Here is a 25422-nt window from a genome sequence, read left to right as displayed (position 1 = left end):
AGATGAAGCTAAAAGGGCTGAGTCCTGTTCAATACAGAACCCAGCCCTCGGCACTTCACTGAGACCAACCGTCCAACTTTACGGGGTCAGTTCACGATGGTCCCGTTTTTCATTGTCCGGCGCCGGTTCTGCCAGAACTGCGAGTCCGATTGTTCCGTCAACTGCCGCCGCGGCGTGCGGATCGGACGTTCGCCATGCGGCAAGAACATGCGGGCCTGCTTGTCGTTACTCCGGTAATGGATCGCTTGCTCTACCGCGTTCGGCCGCGTTCGGCCGCGATCGGCCGCGTGACGGCGCCACCTTGACTCCGCCGCCGGCGCCACGTGCGCTGCTTGCCAGCGCCTGTCAAAAGCCTATCATGAGGGAATACGGCGGCAAGCCGACTTGCCGCGCCCGCGTTCAGCTCAGGAGGGCAAGATGGACGAGCACAGCAACGAGTACGTCGGGACCGTCTACGTGTTGCCGGAAACCCGCTGTTTCGAACTCCACACCATGGTCCACGGCGCGCCGGCGACCATTACCGGCACGGTGTCCCAGCTGCTGGCCTCGCAGTTCAGCCAATACGTGCCGGGCGCCATCGGCACCGTCGATCCGCAGCAGGTGGCGCTGCGGCCGCGCCGGGTCGAGGTGCTGACCCGCGAACTGCACGAGCGCCACCGGGCGCCGCGCAAGGTGCACCTGCTCACGCGTGTGTACGACGTGGAAGAGCAGGCCAGGCCCGTGCCGGTGTCGGCCGTCTGAAGGGCGTCACCAATGAAAAATGCCGCCCGGCTCGCACCGGACGGCATTACGATGAACGCGACCTCGCTTTTAGCCGAAGCTGACGAAGCGTTCCGGAATATCGATCGTGCCGGCCTTGGCGGCGGCGGCATAGGTACGCATTTCAGCGATGACCGCTTCCATCTGGTCGGCGCCAGGATTTTCAATGAAGTTCTTCATGCGTTCTTGCAGCGATGCCTGTTGGTCACGCCATTCGTATCTGGACGACTTGCTCATGCTTTCTCCTCGCGGTCTCGCCGCTGTTATTGATATTCACGACATCCTCTGTGAAGACTGACAGAGTGCCATAAAACTGCCCGTTGTGTTCGTGCGATGCCGCACTTAGCCTCGCAATTTAACAATTATTTAACATTTTTTCAGGACGCTGGCGTAGAACAGCTCGAGGCGCGCCGCCAGCTCGCATTGCGCTTGCTCGCGCGTGGGTGTGGTCTCGGGAAACAGGAAGCGCCCGATCGGATCGCCGCTGATGCAGCCGATCAGGTGGATCGGCAGCAAATCCAGCGGCACGTCGTCGCGCAGCTGGCTGCGGATGTCCGGGCGCGAAAAAAAGCGCTGCAGCATCTCGCGCGTCAGGCGCGGCCCGCCTTCATAGAAAGCCTCGGCCAGTTCCGGATTGCTGGCGGCTTCGGCGATCACCACGCGCTGCATGGCCATCGTATCGGGGTCGACCAGCAAATCGTAAAAGTGACGCGCGAAATCGTCGACGATCTCGCGCAGCGGCCGGGTGTCGGCGTCCATGCTGTGCCCGGCAAACATGCGTTCGCGCCGTGAGGCGAGCACGGCCCTGAGCAGGCCGGCCTTGCCGCCGAATTTCACATAGATCGTGCGCACCGCCACCCGCGCCTCGCGGGCGATGGCTTCCAGGCTGACCTTGGTATAGCCATGGCGCAAGAAGAGGCAGCCCGCGGCCTCGATCAATTGCTGGGTACGGGCCTCGACTTCCGACGCCTTCGGGCGTCCGGCGGATTTGACGACCGCTGGTGCGTCACTCTGTGCTTTGCTCATGGCAAAGACTCTAGTGTAAATGTAAATGAAACGCAACCGTTTCATTTCTTGACTTCCGCCTATTGCTGGCAAATAATGCGATGACCTCATTTCATTTTATTTGCGGAGCTTTTCCATGGCAGAGATGCACAGCACGGCAGGGCAGGCGCCCGCGGCGCCATCCCCGGCGGTCGGGGCGCCGGGCAGCGGGCCCGGCAAGAGCGGGCCCAACAAGCGCGTGCTGGTCGTGGTCGGCCTGATCGCGCTGGCGGCGATCGGCGCCGGCGCACGCATGTGGTATCGCAGCCATCACTTCGTCGAGACCGAAAATGCCTACGTCACCGGGCGCGTACACCAGGTGTCGTCGCGGGTGGCCGGCGTGGTGACCAGGGTCCTGGTGGACGACAACCAGCTGGTGAAGGCGGGCGACGTGATCGCCGAGCTGGATCCGGCGGACCATGCCGTGCGTGTCGAGCAGATCGACGCCCAGATCGCCAGCATGCAGCAGCAGGTCAAGCAGGCCGGGGCCCAGATCGAGCAGGTGCGCGCGCAGGCCGCCGCCGCCGCCGCCCAGGTCAAGCAGTCCCAGGCCCAGTTGCTGCGGGCGCGCCAGGATGCCGAACGCTTCGGCCAGCTGTACAACGAGACCATGAAGGCGGTCTCGAAGGCCGAGGTGGATGCCTCGAACGCCGCGCGCGACGCCGCCGTGGCCGACCTGGCCGCACGCCGCGATAACGCCGCCGCGGCGCAAGCCCAGATCGGCGCTGCCGAGGCGGGCCGCGACGTGCTCGAGGCGCAGGTGAAGGTATTGCAGGCGCAGTCGAAGGAAGCGCTGCAGCAGCTGGCCTACAACCGCATCGTCGCGCCGGTGGACGGCCGCGTCGGCCGCCGCAGCGTCGAAGCCGGCGCCCGCGTGCAGCCGGGCCAGGCGATGCTGGCGGTGGTCGAGGACAACGTCTGGGTGGTCGCCAACTTCAAGGAAACCCAGCTCGCCGGCCTGGCGCCGGGACAGCTGGTCGATATCGCCGTCGACGCGCTGCCCGAGCATCACCTGGTGGGCCGCGTGGACAGCTTCGCCCCGGCCTCGGGCAACCAGTTCGCGCTGCTGCCGGCCGATAACGCGACCGGCAACTTCACCAAGATCGTGCAGCGCGTGCCGGTCAAGATCACGCTCGACCCGCGTGACGTGAAAAAATACGCCGGCCGCCTGGTGCCCGGCATGTCGGTGGTGGCCGAGGTCGAACTCGGCCAGGACGTCAAACCGACCCGAACCGCGGCCGTTCACTAAGCGCTTGCCATGACGACGCTGAGCAAACCCGCCGGCCCTGGCGCCATGCCGGGCGCACCAGGCAATGGGGCCGCCGTGGACCTGCGCACCTGGATCGCGATCGCCGCCGGCATGCTGGGCGCCTTCATGGCGGTGCTCGACATCCAGATCACGAATTCCTCGCTGCGCGACATCCTCGGCACCCTGTCGGCCACGCAGGAAGAAGGCTCGTGGATCTCGACCGCCTACCTGTGCGCCGAGATCGTCGTGATCCCGCTGACGGCGCTGTTCACGCGCGCCTTTGGCGTACGCAACTACATGATCGGCACCACCGCGCTGTTCCTGGTGTTCTCGACCCTGTGCGGCGCGGCCTGGAGCCTGGAGAGCATGATCGTGTTTCGCATGCTGCAGGGCTTCACCGGCGGCGCGCTGATCCCGATGGCGATGACCCTCGTGATGACCCTGCTGCCGCCGTCGAAGCGCGCTACCGGCATGGCCATCTTCGGCCTGACCGCGACCCTGGCGCCGGCCATGGGCCCGACCCTGGGCGGCTACTTGTCCGAGCTGTATGGCTGGCCGTCGATCTTCTACATCAACTGGGCGCCGGGCGTGCTGCTCATCGCCGGCATAGCCTGGGGCCTGAATCCCGAGAAGGCCAACCTCAGGACGCTGGTAAAGGCCGACTGGCTGGGCATCGCGCTGATGGCGATGGGCCTGGCCTGCCTGACGATCTTCCTGGAAGAGGGCAATTCGAAGGACTGGTTCGATTCGAGTTTCATCGTGACCTTCGCCGCGCTCTCGCTCACGGGCCTCCTGGGCTGGGTGGCGCTCTGCTTCTCGAAGCCGGAACCGTTCGTCAACCTGCGCCTCTACGGCCAGCGTAACTTCCTGGTGGCGACCACGCTGTCGGCGGTGATCGGCATGGGCCTGTATGGATCCTCTTACCTGTTGCCGCTGTACCTAGGCCAGATCGCCGGCTATACGCCGATGCAGATCGGCGAAGTGATCGCCTGGGTCGGCCTGCCGCAGTTGCTGGTGATGCCGTTCGCGGCCAAATTGTCCTCAAAAGTGGACAACCGCATCCTGTGCAGCTTCGGCCTGTTCATGTTCGGCATCTCGTGCATCATGAATTCCTTCATGGACGCCACCACCGGCTACGACCAGCTGATGTGGACGCAGGTCGTGCGCGCCATCGGCCAGCCGTTCGTGATGCTGACGCTGTCGAACTTCGCGATGTCCGGCCTGCCGCCGCGCGACATGGGGTCGGCCTCGAGCCTGTTCAACATGACACGCAACCTGGGCGGCTCGATCGGCATCGCGCTGCTGGCGACGTCGCTCACCAACCGCGAACACTTCCACTCGGCGCGCCTGGGCGAAGCGGTCTCCAGCTATGCGCCTGCGACCCAGGAACGCCTGGACGCGCTGACCCAGGGCTTCATCGCCAGGGGCATCGATCCGGCCCGGGCAGCGAACCAGGCGCTGGCCGTGGTCGACCGCCTGGTGCGGCGCGAAGCCTATGTGATGGCCTATAACGACGGCTTCTGGATCATCGGCATGATCCTGCTCGCCTGCATCGCGGCGATCTGGATGGCCGACAAGGTCAAGTCGCCGGGCGGCTCGGGCGCCCACTGAATTCGAATGGAGAGAAAAACCATGTTCAAACCTCTCGCCGGCGTCCTTGCGATTGCCGCCCTGACCGCCGGCTGCAGCACGCTCGGCCCCGATTTCCGGGCGCCCGACGCGCCGGCGCAAACCGCGTACCGTCATGCCGACCCGGCCAGCGACGCCGCGCGTTTGCCGGCCGCCTGGTGGACCGTGTTCCATGACGCCACCCTCGACCGCCTCGAGGCGCGCGCGCTGCGCGACAATCCGGGCGTGCAGGCCGCGGCCCAGCGCCTGCTGCAGGCGCAGGCGCAGCTCGGCGTGGTGCGCGCCGGCCAGCTGCCGGGCGTCGCGGTCGGCGCCGGCGTGTCGAATGCCCGCACCTCGGCCGAGACGTCGCAGGGCCTGGCCCTGGGCGGCCGCTCGATCGAGGGCAACAACTACAGCGTCGGCGCCTCGCTGTCGTATGAGCTCGACCTGTGGGGCCGCGTGCGCCGCCTCGTCGAGGCCAGCGATGCGCAGGCGCTGGCGGCGCAGATTGACCGCGACGGCGTGATCCTGCTGCTGTCGAGCCAGGTCGCGTCGGCGTACTGGCAGCTGCGCGGCCTGGACGCCGAGCGCGCGATCCTGGAGGACGCGCTGGCCACGCGGCGCGAGGCGCAGGAACTGGTCGAGGCGCGTTTCCATGCCGGCCTGTCGAACGAGCTGGACGTGTCGCGCGCGCGCATCGAGCGCGCCAACGCCGAAGCCGACCTGCACGAGGTGCAGCGCCAGCGCAACCTGGTCGAACATGCGCTGGCCACGCTGGTGGGCAGCACGCCCAGCGCGCCGTTGCCGGCCCCCAGCCAGACGGAAACCGCGGCCGCGCAACTGCCGCAGCCGCCCGCGATTCCCGTCGGCCTGCCGGCCAGCCTGGTGGGCCAGCGGCCCGACCTGGCGGCCAGCAGCGCGCAGCTGAAGGCCGCCAATGCGCAGATCGGCGTGGCCGAAGGCGCGTTCTATCCGGCGCTGTCGCTGACCGGGAATGTCGGCTATGCCTCGCAAAGCCTGAACGACCTGACGAAAGGCGGGGCGCGCCAGTTCTCGGTCGGCCCGCTGGCGCTGTCGCTGCCGATCTTCGACGGCGGCCGCAATCGCGCCAACCTGGCGCTGGCCAGGGCGCGCTACGACGAGGCCGTGGCCAACCACCAGACGACGTTGTTGACGGCGCTGCGCGAAGTCGAAGACGCGCTGTCCGACCTGCAGCAGCGCCAGAAACAGGGCGAAGTGCAGGCCCGTTCGCAAGAGGCCGCGGCGCGCGCGCTGCTGGTGGCGCAGGCGCGCTACGAGCGCGGCCTGTCGACCTATCTCGACGTGACCGACGCCCAGCGCAGCGCATTGGCGGCGGACCGCGCCGCGGCCGGGATCCGCACCCAGCGCCTGCTGGCGACGGTGGCGGTGGCGCGCGCCCTGGGCGGCGGCTGGCATCAGGGCGAGGCGCTGGCGACCGTGCGTTGAACGCGGGGAAGGCGACGCCTTTCACGCTGCGGTTCGCCATGCTGGTGCAATCATGGCATCGTTGACCTGTGCGACGCGGGAGGCCGCCATTGCGGTCCTTGATTTTTTTAAACATACAGAAATATTTTCCTGAAAGTAGTGTGCGATCCGGAGATAGAATTTCCGATAGGAATTTCTTTCATCGTGGAGAAGCACTATGTCCAAGCCCTTCCTGGTCGCGGCGATCTGCGCCGCGGCATCCGCTGTGCTCCCCTTGCAGGCCGCCCAACTGACCGCCCAGGAATCGCGCTGGCTACGCGCGGCCGCCCCGGTGCTGGACTACTCGAAGTCGATATCCCTGCCGGTGGACGTCATCGTCCAGCCGCAGGCCTCCGCCGGCGCCGTGCCGCTGGCGATGGGCTTCGCCGGGGGGCGCTGCAAGCTGGTGTTGTCGATGCGCGGCAATCCCGACGCCGAGAAGGTGCTGGCAGGCGTTCCCGCCGCCGAGCAGGCACTCTTGATCGAGGCCATGGCCGCGCATGAACTGGCCCATTGCTGGCGCTATGCCCAGGGCGAGTGGCACCTGCTGCCGGCCGGCTTTGTCGAGACCGGCCGCGAAACCTCGCACGACAGCGCGCTGCTGGCCGCGGCGAAGGCGATGCGCGACACCCGGCGCGAGGAAGGTTTCGCCGACCTGGTGGCGCTGGCCTGGGTCCAGCGCACCAATCCCGGCGAATATGCGCGGGTGCACGATTGGCTGAGCGGCGTGCGCGCCGGCGTGGCGGTGCCGCGCAGCGGCCACGACACGCGCGCCTGGGTAAGGCTGGCCGGTAATGGCGCGCAGTTCGACAGCCGCATGACGCCATTCGCGGCCGCCGATGCGCTATGGCGCGAAGGCTTGCTGCTGAGCGAGTGACGGCGCTGTGCGCGGCGAGCACTCGTCCCTGTGCGAGCAATTGAATTTTTTATAAGTGTTCGGTGACGCACAGAGAGCTCGTCAGTACAGGCGTTTAATGAGTCCCACCAATAACTCAATAGAGGGACTCAACATGAAATCGTTCATCGCCACGCTGATCGCTACCGCCGCCGTCGCCGCCATCGGCATCGCCCCTGCCGCCGCCCAGACCAACAAGGATGCCCACAAGACGGCCATGGACAAGGTGAAGGCCGACTACCGTGTGGCCAAGGACAAGTGCGACGCCATGAGCGGCAACGCCGAAGACATCTGCGAAGATGAAGCCAAGCTGGCGCGCGCGAAGGCGGAACTCGATGCGACCACGAAGCACGACAACACCGGCAACAACGTGCGCAAGGCACGCGACAAGGTCATCGATGCAGAGTACGACCTGGCTGACGAGAAATGCGATGCGCTGAAAGGCGATGCCGAGGACAAATGCGAAGACCAGGCCAAGGCCACCCGCGACGCCGCGCGTGACGCCAACAAGGCCAAGTAATCCCTGCTGATCCTGGCGCCGCATCCCTGCGGTAACCGGAGCAACCCCTGAACGTCGTTTTTCGCGCAAAGCGGAAACGACGTTCTTGCGTTTGGAGGGTGAGTGTCTTGAGGGTGAGTAGCTTGGGGCTGTGTCCTGCAATCTGGTTTGTCCAGGCAAGGTACGCTGTCGCACAGATATCGAAGCGGGCGGGGCGTTTAATGGATGTCATTCCAACCATGCATGCAAGGGAATCCAATCATGAAAACCCTCATCGCCACGCTGATCGCCAGCGCCGTAGCCGCCGTCGCCGTGGCTCCTGCCCATGCTGCCCCTGTCGACCGGGACGCCCACCGCGCCGCGATGGACAAGGCGGCCGCGGACTACCGAAGCGCCAAGGCCAGGTGCGACGCCAGGAGCGGCAATGCCGGGCAGGTGTGCGACGACGAAGCAAAGCTGGCCCAGGCGCGCGCGGAACTCGATGCCTACACCAGGCACGACAGCACCGGCGCCAACCTGCGCGATGCACGCGCCAAGGTGATCCGCGCCGAGCACGCGCTGGCCGATACCCAGTGCGACGCCAGCGCGGCCGGCGACAAGGACCGCTGCCAGGCCACGGCCGGCTCGATCCGTGATGCCGCGCTGGCGCGCCTGGACGATCGCGATGGCGCCACCGCTGTCGGCGGCAGCGGCGGGGCCGGCCTGGTGGCACGCACCGATACCCTCGACCCCAGGAAGGCAGCCGCCGTGCAGAAGTGTCAGGAGGCCAGCGGCAATGCGCATACCGCCTGCGTGATCGACGAGCGCGGCAACGTGACCACGGCCGCCGGCGTGACCGCAACCACCGGCGCGGCGGTCGCCGCCAGCACCCGCGAAGCGGCGGCGAACGCGGCCGAGAACACCCGCGAAGCGGCGCGCAATGCGGCGGACAAGACCCGCGAGGTGGCGTCGAACGTGGCCGAGAAGACCGGTATGGCCGGCGCCGGCGAACGCACCCGCGAAGCGCTCGCCACCGTGAAGGAAAAGACCGCGGTCGCCGTCGACCGCACCAAAGAAATGGCCTCGAACGCCGTCCGCAAGACGGAAAACGCCACCGAGCGCGCCGCCGAGAAGACGGTCCGCGTGGCCGCGGACAGCACCATCACCACCAAGGTCAAGGCGGGCCTGGTGGCCGACCCTGACCTGAAGGGCATGGAAATCAGCGTCGACACCGAAGGCGGTGTCGTGATGCTGAGCGGCTTCGTCGCATCGAAGGCCGAAGCCGACAAGGCCATGCAGCTGGCCAGGGATGTCGACGGCGTGACCAGCGTCAGGAGCGCCATCAAGGTCAAGTAATGCCAGCCTGACCGGCTTGCAGCCCGCAGCCTACCGGCGCGCGGGCTGTTTTGCTTTCCGGGTTTGCGCTCATGCGGTGTGGATGACGCGCCACAGTTTGGGCGGCCGGTGGATGTGGGGCGGGCATGGTGTCCGGCCCGGCATCCGGCGGAGGCTATAATGACCGACGTGAATAAACTCGAAGCATTCGGATACATCGCGGCGCAGGCCGTTCGCGGTGAGATCACTTTCCCCACCAGCGTCAATGCCGTGTTGCGCCTGCAGCTCGCCCTGGACGACCCGGATTGTCATATCGACGAGGCGATCCGCCTGGTGCTGGCCGAACCACAACTGGCCGCACGCACGGTCGCCATCGCCAATACGGCCGCCTTCGGCGGCGGCAGTGCGATACCGGTGACCAACGTTCGCGCCGCGCTGTCGCGCATCGGCTACCGGCGCCTGCAGGCCCTGGTGGCCAGCCTGGTAGTGCGGCAATTCGGCAACCGCATCAACGATCCCGGCCTGCGCGCCAAGGCCGAGCAATTGTGGGCGCACACGACCCAGGTCGCCTCGATCGCCCATTCGCTGGCGCGCCGCGTCACTGGCGTCGATCCCGATACCGCCCTGTTCGCCGGCATCGTGCACGAGGTCGGCGCCTTCTACCTGCTGGCACGGGCCGACGAATTTCCCGGCCTGCTGGACGACGATCCGGAGAACTGGGGCGCCCTGTGCGAAGACGTGGTCAGCGCCGAAGTGATGAAAAAGCTGTCGATTCCGCCCGCGGTGTCGGAGTCGATCGCCGACATGCGCGGCGGCTGGATGAACATGCCGCCGGGCACCTTGCTCGATACGCTGCTGCTCGCGAACCAGTATGCGCCGGTGGCCTCGCCCCTCGACGGCCGCCGCGCCCAGTTGCCGGAACATGGCGAGAGCGCACTCGACTTCGTGTTCGACGAGGTCACCCTGCAAGATATCCTGGATGAGTCTGCCGAGACCGCGAAGGCCATGGGCGACATCGCTCTGGTGTAACGGACATCGGCGCAAGCGTATTGCGTTTACAGCCCGGCACGCCGCCACGTTCGACGCTCAAGCCGCCGTCGCCAGGGCGACGGCGTAGCAGGGATATCGCGCCAGCCTGCGCCGGGTCAGGCGCAGCCGGCCAGCACCCGCATCTGCATGCGGTGGCGCGCCAGCATGAACGCCGACAAGCCCACGCCGCACAGCGCCAGGGCCGCCGCCACCCACTGCGGCGCCGTGAACGCATAGCCCAGCGTCAGCGGCACACCGCCGAGGAAGGCGCCCAGCGCATTGCCGATATTGAAGCCGGACTGGCCCAGCGAGGAGCCGAGCATCTCGGCTTCGCGCGAGTGCTCCATCAGCAGCAGCTGGATCGGGGGGCCGATCGCCAGCGCATTGGCGCCCGTCAGGAAGGCCAGCACGACCATCGCCGGCTTCGACTCCGCCAGGAAGCCGTTGCACAGCAGGAGAACGGTCATCGACATCATGAGGATCAAGAGGGCGGGCAGCGGGTGCACGCGGTCGGCCAGGCGGCCGCCGAACTGCACGCCGACCGTCATGCCGACGCCGACCGCGGTCATGATCAGGGGAATCGTGGTCGAATCGAAGCGCGTGACGTCGGTCAGCAGCGGCGCGATATAGCTGAACCAGGCGAAGAAGCCGCCGGTGCCGATCGAGACGATGCCCAGCGCCAGCCACAGGTCGAGATGGCGGAAGATGCGCAGGTCTTGCATGATGCCGGTGCGCTTGCCCGGTTCGATGTGCGGCACCCACTGGCGCAGGCTCAGCATGGTGAAGAGGCCGATCACGGCCACGATCAGGAACACCAGGCGCCAGTCGATGGTGTGGCCGATCCAGGTGCCCAGCGGCACACCCAGCACATTGGCCAGGGTCAGGCCGGTAAACATCGTGGCGACGGCGGCGGCGGTGCGGCCCTCGTCGGCCAGGCGGCTGGCCACGACGGCGCCGACGCCGAAGAAGGCGCCATGCGGCAGGCCGGCCAGGAAGCGCGAGACCATCATGATCTCGAAGTTCGGCGCGAAGGCCGACATCGCATTGAAGATGGCGAACATCAGCATGAACCAGATCAGCACGCTGCGCGGCGGGCGGCCGGCCACCAGGCTGACCAGGGTCGGTGCGCCGACCACGACGCCCAGTGCGTAGGCGGTGATCAGGTAGCCGGCTTGCGGAATGGTGATGTGCAGGCCGCTGGCGATGTCGGGCAGGATGCCCATCATGACGAATTCGGTCATGCCGATGCCGAAGCCGCCGAGGGCGAGAGGAAGTAGGCTTTTCTTGATCACGGGATTGTTGTTGTTCGGGGTGGAAAGAGGAAAGCCGGCCGAAGCGTATGCGCGGCCGGGTCTGGCACTATACCGGGCACGAGCGGATGCGTCCGCTTTCGTGTCGTGATGACGGGTATAGGGCGCGGGAATGGCGTCAAGCCGGTTCGCGGTCCCCGTCGTCCGCGTCGGAAGGCCATTGCAGGCGGCCGTGGCCGGCTTCGTCGAGGCGCGCGCGCAGCGCGTCGGCGGCGCCCGCCGGCAGGCTGAAGGTGAAGCGCACGTCGTCGCCGTGCTCCACCGCGTCGAGGCTGGCGCCGGCGGCCTCGAGTTCGCGCCGCAGCATGCCTTCCATGGCATAGGGAACGCTGCAGCGTAACTGGCGCAGCTTGACGATCGGGACCTTGGTTGCCGTCAGCAGGGCCTGGGCCACGCTGTCGGTATAGGCGCGCACCAGTCCGCCCGCGCCGAGCTTGACGCCGCCAAAGTAGCGCACCACGGTGGCCAGCACGCCTTCCAGGTCCTGGTGGCGCAATACGTCGAGCATGGGACGGCCCGCGGTGCCGCTGGGTTCGCCGTCATCGACCGCCGCCGACTGGCCGCCGGCCAGCAGGGCCCAGCACACATGGGCCGCACCCGGATGCCGGGCACGCAGTTCGGCCACGATCTTGACCGCCCCGGCGCGGTCCGGCATCGGCTGCACGCAGGCGATGAAGCGGCTTTTCTTGATGACCAGTTCGTGGTGAACGGCGCTGGCGATCGTCTGGGGCATGGCGTTCGGAAAGTGAAAACAACAACGCCAACCCGAAGGCTGGCGCTGTTGTCTGAATCTCTGGTAGGCCGTGCGTGGCTCGAACACGCGACCAACGGATTAAAAGTCCGCTGCTCTACCAACTGAGCTAACGACCCGAAGAAGACAAGATTATAGCGTTACTTGACCGATTTACCAAGTGCTTTGAGTCACTTTTTATGGACGCCGGCTGGGTCATCGCCGTTTTTGGGCGCCCGGTCCTGCGCTTTTTTCGGCGCTTCTTCCTGCGCTTCCTGCTGCGCGTCGGGTGCGTGTTCATGCCCTGGCGGCAATTCGCTCTGCTCGACGGGCGCGTATTTCGTCTTCGGATCCCCTTCGACGTCGCGTTCGATTTCGTCGTCTTCGGCCTTCACTTCGCGCATGGCTTCCGGCTCGAGTTTCTCGGCCTCGGTATTCATGCGGATGAACAGGCCCCAGGTCGCGAGGATCGCGGCGGCAGCCAGGCCGACCGAGGCGGCGTGCGGGAGGAATTGCGGCGCACCGTTCACGAATTTGAAGACGCCGATCAAGGCTTCGACCGACAGGGCGACCACGACCACGATCAGGAAGCGCGACAGGAAACGGCGCACGCGGGTCGGCGCGCTGATATTGGCCGAGCGCTGGACTTCTTCTTCGAGCACGGTCTGCCCCAGCTCCAGCGACGCGACCGCGATGGTCAGCAGGCCAATACATTCGAGCAGCACGTCGAACCGCTCACTGGCGGGCTCGGAATTGAAGGGGCTGATCGCATGCCAGGTTTCGATCCCGGCCAATACGATCAAACCCATTCCGCAAGTAAAGAAGAGGGCAACGATCAGCAGGTAGCCGACCAGGAAAATTCGTTCTATCAGGTGCATATCGAGAGACTCCGGAAGTTGCAATTATTTTAACACCAACTATCGCAGGTCCTGCGTCTGGATGAAAGCGCCTGCTTGTTTGCGTTGACCAGAACCGGTGAGTTTCTCGTGGATTTCCTGGAGACGGATGTCACACAACCCGGCAGTCAACGCTGCAGCCCCGGGCGCGAAACCCAGGCTATTCGCACGCGCGCTGGTTGAACCGCTGCTTCCTGCGAGCTGTCAAACATTGGGTCACGCAAAACCGGCGGCCGGGGGTAAATGGTGTCAGCCGGGCATTGCCGGCAAGCGTACGAAGCGAATTCTTTCGCCGGGAACGTGATTCTGGAAGGACCTCACATGGCTAAGTATCTGGTTGAAGCGAGCTATCTCAGCGAGGGGATCAACGGCCTGCTGAAGGAAGGCGGAACGCGGCGGCGCGAGGCTGTCGATCAATTATTCCACTCGCTAGGCGGGAAGGTCGAAGCCTTTTATTTCGCGTTCGGCGACAGGGATGTCGTCATTATCGGCGAGCTTCCCGACAACGCCACCGCCGCGGCGCTGGCGCTCAGGGTCGATGCCTCCGGCGTCACGACGTGCAAGACGACGGTGCTGATGACACCCCAGGAAATCGATGCGGCCGTGACCAAGACCGTGACCTATCGTCCACCGGGCTCTGACATACCCGCCGAGGTCGCCAACTGGGAAGGCGAGGGCGGCCATCTTGCGTCAGGTGCGCAAGGTGGAAATGAATGAACGGGGATATTGCAGAAACAAAAACGCCAGGCTGTGCCTGGCGTTTTTTGTTCGCATCTTTACTGAATTCTTTGGTAGGCCATGCGGGATTCGAACCTGCGACCAACGGATTAAAATCAATGCGCGCTCAGTCCCTTGGCCTCGCTATACGAAGCAAAGACCTGCTGCAGCGACTTCGTCTCAGGCAGCACGTACACGATGCCATTATTTTTAAAGGCAGGCATCACGATCTTGTCGAAAAACGTCGCTGCCACGTTAATGCATCCGTAGGAGATACGATTGTCCTGCGTCGTGGCACTGGCCAGGCGTTCGGCACGGCGCTCGGCGCGATTGCCGGTCGCCACGCGATGGAGCGAGATCGCAGCCGCATAGTCGACCCACAGGATTTCCTTGCCATGGATATTGCGCGCCAATGCGGCCACGAAGCGGCCGGCCGGCGTGGTCCGCTCCTCGGGCAGAATGCTCGAGATTTTTCGCTCGCCAATGCCGGGAACGGAATCGTCACCGACGGCCGCGCCCAGCAGCGCGGCGGCACTTCCGCGTAATTGCCCTTTGCCGTCGAAAACGTAGACCATGGCGGCCTTCTTGTCGACGATCATGAAGGGCAGGTCACGATGATTGTTGGACCCGATAACCCAGTCGGCAACTTTCACCGCATCCGGCGATGCGTGCGCGTGCTGGAAGCTGGCGCGCACGGCCGTGTCAGCCGCACGCGCCGGCGCCGTGCCAAGGCTGGAGGCGGCGCACGCCGCCAGCACGAGCAGTTGCTTGCAGGACTTCATACCGTCCTTAGTTGCGATCCGGCTTGACGGGACGATTCGGCGGCACGTGGGTGTCGGGCAGCTCGGCTACCGGCGGCGCGACGACCGGCGGTTGGGCTGGCACTGGCGGACGTGGCAACACAAACACGGGCGGCAACTCCTCCGTTGCCGCAAGCACCTGGATTGGCGGCACGACAACCGGTTGCGGCACCACGAGGACGCGCGGGCCGACGACCGGCGGCGCTGCGACAAGCGACGCAGCTTCGACCAGCGCCGCGATGACAACTGGCGGTGGCACGACAATCGGCGGCGCGACCACGACCGGGGGGGGCACTACCACCGGAGGGGCCACCGGCGGCGGCACGACCACCGGCGGCGGCACGACCACTGGCGGCGGCACGACCACCACCGGTGGCGGCACGACGACGGGCGGCGGCACCACCACTGGCGGCTGAACCACCGGCGGCGGGACGACCACTACCGGCGGCGGTACGACGACCGGCGGCGGCACAACCACCGGCGGCGGCACGACCACCGGTGGCGGCACGACTGCCGCCGTAATATTCGCCTGCGTCTTGCCAGTGATCACGCCGCAGCACGACACGGGCAGCGCATAGCTCGCAGCCTGCGGGCCGCCAAGGCTGTAGCCGGTGAAGCTGACGGTCTTGCCGGTTGCGACGTCGGCGCTGTCGAAACTCGCCGTGGCGCCCGCGTCTGCGATCAGGGTCACGCCGCTTGGGGCGCCGAGTAGGGACGTCAGGGTGGCCGAGGTCGAACCGTCGAAGATCTTGTCGGCACCGGTTGGCGATACCAGCATTTTCTGGGTGAGCGTGGAACCACCCGACAGCGTGAATTGCGGCAGGTAGTCGGTTGGTGCGGTGTACGAAACGGGATTGTAGATCACCAGCGCCGGCGCGTCCGGTCCGGTCACGGTGACGGGAGGCGCGACGGGCGAGAAGTTCACCGTTCCCTCGCCGCTGCCATCGGTGCCGGCGCTTAGCACAAGGCCGAGCGGCAGGCCGAGGCTCTGGTCCGGAATGCTACTGCCCCTGGTCAGCGTGATCTGTCCGTCGATGTTCACGTCATTGCCGGCGCACATCATCAGGTTGCCGTCAGTGGTGGTCAATGCGGCCAACAGGTTCAGATTGCGCCCGGCGCCCAGCAGCACGCTGCCGTTGACAGTGGTAACGGCGGCGTTGACGTTGATGTCACGGCCGCAGCATGCCACCAGATTGCCATTGGTGGCGCTGATCGGCTGGTTGATATTGATGTCGCGCACTGCTTCCAGCGTCAGCGTGGTCGGGCTCGAACTCGCCGTCCAACTCACCGCCTGATTGACGTGGATATCGCCATTGCCTTCGCTTGCCGTGCCGATGTTGGTCAGCGGCGGGGTGCCGGCTGTGGTGACCTGCGGATCAGGGGCCGTCACGATCGTGACGCTGTTGGTAACAAGCAGGGCCGACAGCGTTGCGCCAGAAATGTTGTCGGTTGCGTCGCCGCCGATGACGAAGTCCTGCGGATCGATCAGCCAGGTGCCGGTCAGCCCCTGTTGCGCGCTGGTGCTGATCTGGGCGTCGGCGGCCACCTTCACCGTGGCGGCCGAGGTTTCGATGAAACCGCCGTCGCCGCCGGCGCGCGCGCTGGCGTCGAGCGTGCCGCCCACACTGGCGGTGCCCGACTGCATGTCGCCCAGCAGTTTGATGACGCCGCCCTGATTTTCAAGGCGCTGGGCGCGGATCACGCCGGTATTGTTCACCGCCGTGTGCAGCAGGCTGCCGGCGCCCTGGGTGGTCAGCAGCACCTGGCCGCCATCTGCCTGGATCAGGCCGCCGTTTCTGGCCAGTGCGTTGAGCGCACCCTGGTCGACGCTGACGCCGAGCAGGCTGTCGCCGAGCATATCCATGGTGAAGGCGCTGCCGCCGGCCATTGCAACCGTGCCCAGCGGAGCCGAGATACTGCCGTCATTGCTGACGTCCTTGGCCAGCAGGGCGATATAGCCGCCGTCGGCCGCCTGCAGCGCGCCTTCATTGCGCACGACGGCGTCGCCGCTGCCAGAAAACGTGTAGCGGCCCGCCATGAAGTCGGCGTCGCTGATGTTGCCGGTGGATGCGACCAGCGCGCCCACGTTGACCGATGCGCCTTTGCCGAACAGGACGCCGTTGGGGTTCACCAGGAACACCTTGCCGTTGGACGACAGTGTGCCCAGGATGCGCGATGGGTCGGGGCCGACCACCCGGTTGAGCGCGACGGCGCTGCTGTCCGGCTGCACGAAGCGCACGCTGTCGCCGGCGCCGATCGAAAAGCCCTGCCAGTTGATCGCCACGTTCTGGCTCGTTTGCGTGATGGTCATGCCGTTGGCGCCGATGTTAATGGTGGCGCCGCCGGCCGTGACGACGCCGCCGGTGGGTTGCTGGGCCTGTACTGCCGGCGTAAAGGCGAGCGCCAGCGCGCTGACCAGCGCGCCCAGTGCAAAGCGCGCGCCGGCGCCGGTGGTGCTCGAGGACGCGGCCTTGCCGGCGCCCTTGGCGTTTTCGGAGACGGCGACAAAGGTGCCGGCCTGCGCGTTCCATATTGATCTGTAGATGGTATTCATGGTGAGTCCTTGTTCTGTCAATCAGTGGGAACGGCGCTTAGAAGAATTTCACGGCCTGGAGCCAGAAGCGTCCCGACTTGTCGGGCGCCGACGTGGCTGTTTCGCTGCCGAGCTTGCGGGCGTAGTAGGCACGCACCATGAAGTCGTTGCTGTCGGCCCAGACCAGGCCGAGGCCGGCGCCGCTCAAGGTCCGGCTGTTGGGTCCGGCCAACCACGGGGTGCGCTCGCTCGTCACCCGCCCGGTATCGACAAAGCCCACCAGGTGCAGCTGGCCGGGCTGCTGCGCCGACAGCTTCGGCAACAGCGCGCGTGCTTCCAGGCTCAGGACGAAGCCCTGGTCGGCATAGGCTTCGCCCTCGGGATAGGCGCGCACCGCGTTCATGCCGCCCAGTTCCATTTTCTCGGACACATCCAGGTTTTTCGAGGCGAACTGGCCGTTGATCGCGGCCGACAGCGACACCGCATCGGTGATGCGCTGCACCCGCGAGGCGCTGTAGGACAGCTTGTTGAAGCTTCCGTTGCTGCGCGCCGTGGCGGCATCGATCGCCAGCACGCCGGGCGTGCGGATATCGAGCTCGCCGCTTGACCAGGTCAGCGAGAAGGCGTTCGCCCCGCCGCCGCCGAACTTGTCGCGACGGTCGCCAAGCAGGCTGGCCATCAGCACATCGGTTTTCTTGTCGCTGAGCGCGCCGGTCAGGTCGACCTCGTCGTGGAAGCTCCTGGCGTCGTAGGCAATCTGCGTAGACAAGTTGGCGTTGCGCGAGCGAATCAGCGGGTAGCTGGCAAAGATGCTGGCAACCTCGGCCGTGCCATGGGCGTGCAGCGGCGCGAATTCCTTGCCCAGCTTATAGCGCAGCTTGCTGTAGCCGAGGCCTGCCTGGACCTTCCCAAAGTGCATCTGATACGAGGCGCGGGCATAGTTCAGGCCCTCGCCCGAGCTGATCATGCGCACGGTGGCGACGTCGCCCAGACCCAGGACCTGGTTGACGTTGACGGTTGCGCCCAGCCGGTATTGGCCGGTATAGCGGTTGCCGGCATTGTCGGCGTCAACGCTGCCGGACACGCGCCGGCCGGGTACGACGTCGACGATCAGGTCTGCACTGCCGACCGACGCACCCGGCGCCAGCGTGGAGGTGACCACGACGCCCGGCAGATCGGAGAGCAGCAGCAGGCCGCTTTCCAGCGGCCCATTGGTGACCGCGTCGCCAGCATGCAGGCCGTCGATCTGGCTTGCCAGCAGCCGATCGGACATATTGCTCTGGTTACGGAAGCTGATCTTGCCGTAGTGACCTTCGAGCACGGCGATGGTGACCACGCCATCCTTGATGTCCTGCGCCGGCAGATACGCCTGGGCCAGCAGGTAGCCATCGCGGCGGTAGTGCGCCACCAGCCGCGCCGCCATGCGCAGCAGGTCGGCCATGGACAGCTCGCTGCCCGGCACGAAGCCCGTCAGCGCCAGCAGCTTGGGTTCCGGGTAGGCCTGTGCGCCCGCGACGCGCACCCGGTTGACGACGATCTTGACGCTGTCCGATGGTGCCGCAGGCAGGGCGTTGCCGGCCTCGATGCGCACGTCCGGCGCGGCTTTCAGCGGCACCGGAGAAGCGGGAATCTGCTGGATTTGACTACCAGCGGTAGGAGTCTGAGCGAATGCGGCTGCGTGGCCCAAGGCCATCAGTGCTAATGGCAGTAATTTTTTGCGTAACATCTGTTGCTCCTGTCGATTGCACCCAATGTGCATATCATTTCTTCGGAGCAATTCTACGTTTGCGGCAAAGCGCGTCAGTACGCTAGCCCACACAGACTTTCTTAACGAAAATTTTGTCGCGGAATGACACAATTGGCCGGGAGGCGAGGGCGCTTGCGCAAGGAACAGCGAGGGAACAGAACGCGAAAAAGCCCACGAACGCTAATTCGTGGGCTTCTTCCAAATTCTGGTAGGCCGTGCGTGGCTCGAACCCGCGACCAACGGATTAAAAGTCGCCGGGTCGAAATGAGCATTCTTTATTAATCAATGACTTGCAGCGCTTGCCAAGCACCTCAGTCAACGTCACCCAAGGGCGTCGATCAGAAGTTGCGGGATTTTGCGTCACAAATGCGTCACACCTGCTTGAGCCGACGGGATGGGGCAGAGATGCACGGGGCGCTGACTAAACTGCGGCAGCGGTCCGCACCGCATAGTCAACGTAGTAGTCCTCGTCGTATCGAATTTAATGTGTCTGCGTCATCACTCGCTGCTTGCCACAAGGGCAATGTCACCCATTCTACCTTGTAACGAAGTTTGCGCGTAGGTGATAGGAGCGACCAAGCGCTCTCGCTCAGGTGCACGAATACCTGTGATCAGTTGAATATCGTGAGTGGGCTGTACCGCTCATGCTGCTCTGATCGGTTTTATCAACCGCCTACATTTACCTGTGTAGCGGATGCAAGCGCGGTACAGGAGCGACATCGTTGACGCTGCAACAAGATTAGTCGAGAGAGCTGATCAGGCGGGCGCCACACTCGGTCACATCGCCATCGTAGGCGTACGGCTTGCCTTTGTGCTTCGCGCCGGCACCATCTGGTTTGATCGCGAATTTTCCTTTGCATGCCGGACAGTAGGTCATGTCGTCCTGGATTGCTGCTGCTTTGCCCATGGCGATCGTCTCCGACGAGGCGCTGATGACCTTGCCGCCATGGTCGGTCTTGTCGTCCAGGCGAATCACGCCTCGGCCCTGATGTTTCATCATCGCTCCTGATAATAGTTTCACCGCATTATCACTTGGCGGCGGCCGCCTCCGGTTTATTTTTAGGTAAGTAGTAGGAGCCTTCGGGGGCGCCAGGTACTTTGACCCTGAACTTCAGGCCAGAGAGAAGTTTGTCCCACAGCGCGACTGCCTCTTCGTCGCTGACCGATGCCTTATTAGCGGCCCCGACCAGATTGTCCTTGACCTTGGTGAACATGGCAGCGCCAAACGAGGGCGGGTTAGCCACGTCTGTCGGCGTACCAACAAAGGCCCACTCGAAATCGTGGGTGCCGTCGGGCCTTCGAATGAGCGATTCTTCGCCCTTCCAATGCTGTACGTCCCGCTTTCCTTCGCGCAGAACGTCCCGCTTGGGGTAAAGAATGCCTTGCATATCTTGGGCACCCTTGATACGGCCAAGCAGGGACAACTCGTCGCGCTTCATTTGATCGAACTCAGCCTTGTCGTAATCGGCGTAAGCATTCTTGTTAGAACTGACGGAGAACGTAACGTCCGGGAAGCTAGGCAAATAGATTCCTGCATATACCTTCTCTGAATCACCGTACCGATCACCTGTCATGAACCCGTGTTCGATACAGAAGCCCGGTTCGGTCGGCACCTCTTCCGCTGCGCGCAGCCGCAAGCTCTTGGCTTGCGCGAGCTGTCTAGTAACTACTGTGCTTTCGGTCTCGCCTTGTGTGATGGAGTCGCCCAGCACGAAAGTGATCTCGCCTTTGCTGATGTATGTGTCGAAGAACAGCGCGTTGCGCTCTTTTTTGTACTTATCTTCGAAATAGCGCGTCTGCCAGCTATCCTCGATCGGCCCTACGTCGTTGTAAGTAATTTCGGAAGTGCGTTTCTCTCTTTTTAATTTCGCAATTTTTCCTTCCGCCCTGCGTTTTGCCTTCTCGATACCTCCCGAAATAATATCTATATCTGAAGGAAACGAGGCGCTCCCCCACACAAGCTGGGCTTCCTGCGGCACTTCGATCGCATAGCGGCCGAAACAAAGGATTTTTGTTTTCTCGAACAGCGCGCGCAGACGCGGACTGAGCTTGACTGGTTCGGGCACGGCGGTCTCCTTGTAGGCATAGGTACGAGAATTTCCAGCTAATGACACCAAGGCAATCAGCAAGGCAGCGAATATGGCACCACGTTGCAGGGTCGGAGTGATCTTCACGCTGCCTCCCATTTCGCCGTCTTGGCAATTTGTACGACCGAATACAGCAGCGAGGCCAGCACATCCTGGTCTGCATAGCTGTTCTGGTGTTCGTAGCTCTTGCCCTTGGTCTCGCCATGCACGAATAGCTTGCCCGCGATCTGTTTGGCGGAGCGGGCGGCGGGGACGGTTTCGTCGCCGGGGGCGGCTGGCGGTTGCAGGACGAGCGTCAGTACGCGGCTGGCGGTCTGGACTTTCAATGTGCCTTGGGCGTCGTCGCTCAGTAGCTTCCAGGTCTCCACTGGGGACAACCTGATGTTCCGGGAGTCCCATACGTCGCGGTCGGTCACCTTGAACACGACCTCGCCATAGCTGAGGCGTTCCTGCGAAGAACAGTAGCTGCCGTAGCAACTGGTCGGGTGAAAGGTGGTTTTGATGTCTTCAATGAATTCACTGGCCATTGTCAAGCGATCGATAACGGCAGCGATACCACCTCCTGCTGATTCTTTCACGTCGCCCGGATTGACCCACTTCGGATTGATCAGCCGCCACCATCGATAGGCGGGTTGCAGGTAAATGCTCTCCAAGGCGCTCGCTTTGTCGCGGGGCCAGCTCCACATCTCGCGCCCGGACCCGTCCACGACCTTCAGCCACGATTTGCCGTAAGCGGATCCGGGAAATAGTTCCAGTGCGGCAGGCGCGTTGGCGAGAATGGCAGTGGCATGTTCACCATTAATGCCCAAAACCTTTGCCCCAGTTTCGGCTTTTATCCCCGATCCTTCCAGAAAGCCGAAACGCATGCGCTTATAGGATGCGGCGGCGCCCATGGTCGGCATCACGTTATGGTAGATGCCGAGCACCTTGACAGCGGGGTCGTTCAGCAGATTCCCATACTTCGGATGGATGAGCGCACGAGCGAGCAGACCGCCCATGCTGTGCGTGACGATGATTACCTCGTCGCATTTGAAGCCCCGCTTCTGGTAGCCCTTGGCAAGCCCACGTATGCGCTCCGCAATCACCGTCGCGGTCTCGCCATTGCTCTTCAAAAAGTTGTATCCCATGGCATGGACGGGATACCAGCACGCGGCGATTTTCTTCAGGTCCTGCTCCGTCAGTGCCGCGCCTGCATTTACGCCGCCAAAAGTGCGGGGATCGGCGAAGAGGGGTTTCCACATTGGGTTGGCCGCATCTCCTACCACCATATTGTTGAGGTGGCTTTCAGCCGTTTTCAACATTTTCCCGTAAGCGCCGGCGAACAGGACCTCGCTCCAGCCACGCCACCTTGCGACTTGTGCTGGCGTTTCCCGTTTCTTCATCAGTGGACTGTACTTGAAGCTCCGTTTCGTTACCGCACGCGTTCCTATCAGGGGCGGAATGGGTTCGAGGATGTCGGGCACGTTTTGATGCAGCCTGTCCGCAGCCAGCGTTTCAGCGCCTTCGGGATCGAAGCGATCTTCGCTTTCCGTATAGTGGTAGTACTCGACCTCTGTCTCGTTCGGGTCGAGCATGAGTTGCCGCTGTTCCGGCGAGGCATTTTTGTACCAGCCAACCAATCCAGCGCTAACAAGGGCGGCCGCACCATTGATGCCGACCATATCATCCGGCCGCCATGAACGGTTATCAGGCCGCTCCAGCTTTTTCTGTCGTTCCTTGCTCAGCCGAAGATTACTGCCCATCACGCCGGGCAGGAAGATCACGGGAATCACTTTTTTGGGCGGGAGCTTGACGTCGTGGCGGACCTTGTCGTCCGTCTTCGTCATATAGACCGTATACTCAGCCCACCCTCCGACGCCTTGCGTGAATTCGCCCTGATAATTGCCGCGCTCGTTCAGTCCGGATTGATCGCTCATGGTAGTTCACCCTTGTAGCGGATGGTGTAGGAGTCGAAACCGCCAGATTTCTGTACCTCGGTGCTACCGCTGGCCGCCGTTTTTCCGTCCATGACCGTCCCGTCGCCGCGCACGAGTTCGTAGGCGATGTCCTTCTCGGGCTTCAGTTTCGCGTCGACGAAGTTGACCTCCTGGTCGAACTGGTAATCCCGGGAGCGTTCGTTGAAAGCCTGCGACACGCTTTTTGGCGGCAGCGTCTCGAGATTGCCGTGAAATAGAACTGGCGACGCCGTGAAAAACTGGACTTGCTCGCCGATCTCGACCATGTTCTTCTCACCGCCGTGTATGCGAACCCCTTTCTTGCCGCGGATGTTCACCCACTCGGTGTCGCTGATCATGTCGAGCACCTTGTTGGCGATGATTTCCACGTCGTCGCTCTGCGCCTGCACCGACACCTTGCCGGCGGCCGCAATCAGCTTCAACCCCGCCTTATGCACGAACAACCTGAAGGTCTTGCCCACGCTGGCGAACAGGCCGTCGACGCTTGCGATCGAGACGCTCTTGCCGCTTGTGATCGCGGTGTGGCGTTCGCTGGCGATGTGGGTCGACTGGGCGCTCGTGAGCTCGATGCCGGCGGGGCTCGCCACAACAAGGTGCGGTTCAGAAAGCTCGGGGGACGACCCCTTGGCCGCCCCGCGGATAGCCGCGTTCTGGGCTTTGACGTCCTCGACGGCCTCATCCTGTTGACCGCTTTCCTGCGCGTCGTGATCGAGCGCCATCGAGGCCAGCTGCTCCTGGATCTGTGCCGCCGACGCCAGCCGCTGAGCGGTCTCGCCCAGGTCCTTCGTATGGGACGCTGCGTTCAGTCGCGCTTCGGTGGTAATGAGCATCCCCTGGGCGGCGCGTGCAACGCCCCAGGCATTGGTCGTCAGCTCCCAGCCTTCCCCCCGCGCGTCCTTGCGCCCGCTGGTATCTTCGATGCGCGTGATGTGTCCCAACGAGAGCTGGCTGCATTGATGATCGCTTTTCAGCTGCGCCTGGATCTGTTCCTTCGTGTCATCCAGGATCAGGTGATTGCCGCGCGCGCCGCCGCCGAGTTCCCTGCTGCGCAGGCCAGCCAGGGCACTTTGCTCCGGAAGCTTCCAGGGCGGCATGTGTTTGCCGTTGTAAACTGCGCCCAGGATCAGGGGGTGGTCGATATTTCCATTGGAATAGACGACGCCCACTTCCTCGCCCACGCGCGGCAGGCGGACTTGTCCGAACTCGTTGCCGGCGGCGGGGGTCATCACCCGGATCCAGGGCGAGCTGTTCTCGTCGTACTTGCCCAGCCGGTCCCAGGGAAACTGCAGCTTGACCCTTCCATAGCCGTCCGTATGGATCTCGGCGCCGGCGGGGCCGACCACGGTCGCGGTATGCAGCCCCATGTAGGTGCCGGGCTCGCTGTTGAAGCCGGGGCCTGGGCGCCAGCGGATGTCCTTGCGGATGCAGGTAAAGCGGTTCTCGTATTGCGAGGGCGCTCCAGGCCCGGCCTGGTAGTTGTTGGTCGCTTCGTGATCGACCGCCAGGATCAGGTAGCGGCGGTCGCCGATACTGCGGCGTGGTTCGGGATCGTATTCGGGCGAACGCGGCTCGGCGCTGAAATGACCGCCGAGCTTGAACGTGCGGCCTGGCAGCACACTCCTGTCATTGCCCTTCGCCTCGAAATACTGCCTGTTCTTGTCCTGCTCGACCATGCGTTGCGCCGCCAGTTGTTCACCGTCGCTGCGCATGCGAAAGCCGTACGCCCCGGTGTCCTCGTAAATCTCGTAGGGGAAGACGTCGCCTTGCTGGTTGCCCGAATCGACGCTGACACGCTGCGCCCCCGGATTCTTGTAATCCGTGCTCGCCAGCGTGACCTGGCCCGGACCGAGGCACCGGACTGCCGTCCACTCGTGGATGCCGTCGTCTTCGCGCGAGCCGCCCTTGTCGTGGAACGGGATCACGTAGGCTTCCTCGTCGATCGGCTCGGCCAGGAAGCTGTTGTCCGAGATCATGAGTTTGTGGCGGCCAAATTCGTGCTCGTACCAGTAGTGCAGGCCGAGCGCTTCCCAGCGGCGGTGCAGGTGGTTGTAGTCGGTCTCGTTGTACTGGTTGGCGACCGTCAGCTTCGATTCGTCGACCGGGTACATGTGCCAGTCGGCCGCGCGGTAGTGCTTCAGGGTTTCCTCGGTGATCTCGCGCACGCTCTTGTTGTGGAACGACATGCTGTTCTTGCGCAGCCGCGTGAACGCGAGCCAGGGTTCGAGCACCATCTGGTAGAAGGCGAAACCGCCATCGCTGCGCAGGAAACGGAACTCGGTGATGTAACCGTTGAAATAGCGCAGCGACCCGTCTTCCCGCACCAGGGAGATCGTCACCATTTTGCCCATCACTATCTTGAGGGGGATGCGCGGGTCGTCCGACAGCGCATCGACCACGATGCGAAAGCACCGCGACACTGCCTCGGAAACCTGTAGTTTGTTCGGAAGCAGGATGGCGGGAGGGCCGTCCTCGAACGGAAAATCGAGCCGCATGATGCGCTTGTGTTGCGATTGTCCGCTGAACGCCGACAGCGCGGCGCCGACCGCGATCATCTGGCTTTCGACCATTCACTGCCTCCAGTGGCTGCTGAAATTAAGGAAAGTCCAACGGGTAAGTTACCTTGATGCCGCTAGGCTGAAATTGACCAGAGTCAATGTGTTTCCTTAGGGCCACCTCGAATAACCCGCTCTCGGCGTGAGCAGAGCCAGGCGAAACGTGAGTCCGCGCTCCAGCATCGCTCAGTAGCGTGATTTTCAAAGCGC

The 25422-nt window shown here is 64.0% G+C and carries 21 protein-coding genes and 1 tRNA gene; 9 read left to right on the top strand and 13 right to left on the bottom strand.

The window, feature by feature from the left end; all coding sequences use genetic code 11:
• Positions 1–417 precede the first annotated feature (417 nt).
• Positions 418–741 carry a hypothetical protein gene (locus ABIB38_RS23325; RefSeq protein WP_429207096.1) on the top strand — a complete coding sequence of 108 codons (324 nt, stop codon included), beginning with the start codon at positions 418–420 and terminating at the stop codon, positions 739–741.
• Between the two features lie 69 nt (positions 742–810).
• Here the strand turns inward: ABIB38_RS23325 and ABIB38_RS23320 are convergent, their stop codons facing one another.
• Both ABIB38_RS23320 and ABIB38_RS23315 read right to left on the bottom strand, forming a co-directional pair.
• Positions 811–996, bottom strand: coding sequence for a hypothetical protein (locus ABIB38_RS23320; RefSeq protein WP_109346579.1), 186 nt, complete (start codon positions 994–996; stop codon positions 811–813).
• A 129-nt stretch (positions 997–1125) separates the two neighbouring features.
• Positions 1126–1785: a TetR/AcrR family transcriptional regulator gene (locus tag ABIB38_RS23315; protein ID WP_429207094.1), complete on the bottom strand. Its 660-nt coding sequence runs from the start codon at positions 1783–1785 to the stop codon at positions 1126–1128.
• Between the two features lie 115 nt (positions 1786–1900).
• Between ABIB38_RS23315 and ABIB38_RS23310 the strand changes: the two genes are divergently transcribed.
• From ABIB38_RS23310 to ABIB38_RS23280, 7 genes are all read left to right on the top strand, one after another.
• Positions 1901–3052 carry an efflux RND transporter periplasmic adaptor subunit gene (locus tag ABIB38_RS23310; RefSeq protein ID WP_429207092.1) on the top strand — a complete coding sequence of 384 codons (1152 nt, stop codon included), beginning with the start codon at positions 1901–1903 and terminating at the stop codon, positions 3050–3052.
• 9 nt (positions 3053–3061) lie between these two features.
• Positions 3062–4663, top strand: coding sequence for a DHA2 family efflux MFS transporter permease subunit (locus ABIB38_RS23305; RefSeq protein ID WP_429207090.1), 1602 nt, complete (start codon positions 3062–3064; stop codon positions 4661–4663).
• A 21-nt stretch (positions 4664–4684) separates the two neighbouring features.
• Complete coding sequence (locus tag ABIB38_RS23300) at positions 4685–6130, top strand: efflux transporter outer membrane subunit (RefSeq protein ID WP_429207088.1); 1446 nt, start codon at positions 4685–4687, stop codon at positions 6128–6130.
• A 196-nt stretch (positions 6131–6326) separates the two neighbouring features.
• Positions 6327–7025: a hypothetical protein gene (locus ABIB38_RS23295; RefSeq protein ID WP_429207086.1), complete on the top strand. Its 699-nt coding sequence runs from the start codon at positions 6327–6329 to the stop codon at positions 7023–7025.
• A 133-nt stretch (positions 7026–7158) separates the two neighbouring features.
• Positions 7159–7563: a cell envelope biogenesis protein TolA gene (locus ABIB38_RS23290; protein ID WP_429207084.1), complete on the top strand. Its 405-nt coding sequence runs from the start codon at positions 7159–7161 to the stop codon at positions 7561–7563.
• Between the two features lie 240 nt (positions 7564–7803).
• Positions 7804–8877, top strand: a complete 1074-nt coding sequence (locus tag ABIB38_RS23285; RefSeq protein ID WP_429207083.1) for a BON domain-containing protein — start codon at positions 7804–7806, stop codon at positions 8875–8877.
• 159 nt (positions 8878–9036) lie between these two features.
• Positions 9037–9885: an HDOD domain-containing protein gene (locus ABIB38_RS23280; RefSeq protein ID WP_429207081.1), complete on the top strand. Its 849-nt coding sequence runs from the start codon at positions 9037–9039 to the stop codon at positions 9883–9885.
• A 116-nt stretch (positions 9886–10001) separates the two neighbouring features.
• On the opposite strand, the gene ABIB38_RS23275 is transcribed toward ABIB38_RS23280, so the two are convergent.
• From ABIB38_RS23275 to ABIB38_RS23260, 4 genes are all read right to left on the bottom strand, one after another.
• Entirely contained in the window at positions 10002–11177 is a 1176-nt protein-coding gene (locus ABIB38_RS23275) for an MFS transporter (RefSeq protein WP_429207079.1), read from the bottom strand.
• Positions 11178–11313: 136 nt separating this feature from the next.
• Entirely contained in the window at positions 11314–11928 is a 615-nt protein-coding gene (locus ABIB38_RS23270; protein WP_429207077.1) for an IMPACT family protein, read from the bottom strand.
• Positions 11929–11989: 61 nt separating this feature from the next.
• Positions 11990–12065: transfer RNA gene (locus ABIB38_RS23265), tRNA-Lys, on the bottom strand.
• A gap of 51 nt (positions 12066–12116) precedes the next feature.
• The gene (locus ABIB38_RS23260) at positions 12117–12827 is read right to left on the bottom strand and encodes a hypothetical protein (protein ID WP_429207075.1); all 711 of its coding nucleotides are present in this window, start codon (positions 12825–12827) and stop codon (positions 12117–12119) included.
• Between the two features lie 315 nt (positions 12828–13142).
• Here ABIB38_RS23260 and ABIB38_RS23255 point away from each other — a divergent pair, with 315 nt between their 5' ends.
• On the top strand, positions 13143–13538 hold the full coding sequence (locus ABIB38_RS23255) for a GYD domain-containing protein (protein ID WP_429207074.1): 396 nt from the start codon (positions 13143–13145) through the stop codon (positions 13536–13538).
• A 116-nt stretch (positions 13539–13654) separates the two neighbouring features.
• Here ABIB38_RS23255 and ABIB38_RS23250 read toward each other — a convergent pair whose 3' ends face one another.
• From ABIB38_RS23250 to ABIB38_RS23220, 7 genes are all read right to left on the bottom strand, one after another.
• Complete coding sequence (locus ABIB38_RS23250) at positions 13655–14320, bottom strand: hypothetical protein (RefSeq protein WP_429207072.1); 666 nt, start codon at positions 14318–14320, stop codon at positions 13655–13657.
• Between the two features lie 7 nt (positions 14321–14327).
• On the bottom strand, positions 14328–16892 hold the full coding sequence (locus ABIB38_RS23245; protein WP_429207070.1) for a filamentous hemagglutinin N-terminal domain-containing protein: 2565 nt from the start codon (positions 16890–16892) through the stop codon (positions 14328–14330).
• Positions 16893–16929: 37 nt separating this feature from the next.
• Entirely contained in the window at positions 16930–18486 is a 1557-nt protein-coding gene (locus ABIB38_RS23240) for a ShlB/FhaC/HecB family hemolysin secretion/activation protein (RefSeq protein WP_429207068.1), read from the bottom strand.
• An 871-nt stretch (positions 18487–19357) separates the two neighbouring features.
• A complete protein-coding gene (locus ABIB38_RS23235) occupies positions 19358–19615 on the bottom strand; it encodes a PAAR domain-containing protein (protein WP_429207066.1) in 258 nt (85 codons plus the stop codon).
• 31 nt (positions 19616–19646) lie between these two features.
• A complete protein-coding gene (locus ABIB38_RS23230) occupies positions 19647–20792 on the bottom strand; it encodes a T6SS immunity protein Tli4 family protein (protein WP_429207065.1) in 1146 nt (381 codons plus the stop codon).
• Positions 20789–22621, bottom strand: a complete 1833-nt coding sequence (locus tag ABIB38_RS23225) for an esterase/lipase family protein (RefSeq protein ID WP_429207064.1) — start codon at positions 22619–22621, stop codon at positions 20789–20791. Before ABIB38_RS23225 ends, ABIB38_RS23230 begins: the two co-directional genes overlap by 4 nt.
• A complete protein-coding gene (locus ABIB38_RS23220) occupies positions 22618–25227 on the bottom strand; it encodes a type VI secretion system Vgr family protein (protein WP_429207062.1) in 2610 nt (869 codons plus the stop codon). Before ABIB38_RS23220 ends, ABIB38_RS23225 begins: the two co-directional genes overlap by 4 nt.
• Positions 25228–25422: the final 195 nt, after the last annotated feature.

Origin of the sequence: Massilia sp. UYP11 (assembly GCF_050434805.1) — a bacterium.
GTDB lineage: Bacteria > Pseudomonadota > Gammaproteobacteria > Burkholderiales > Burkholderiaceae_D > Telluria.
The sequence above is the reverse complement of the archived record's forward strand: the minus strand, read 5'-3'. Positions and strand labels throughout refer to the sequence as shown.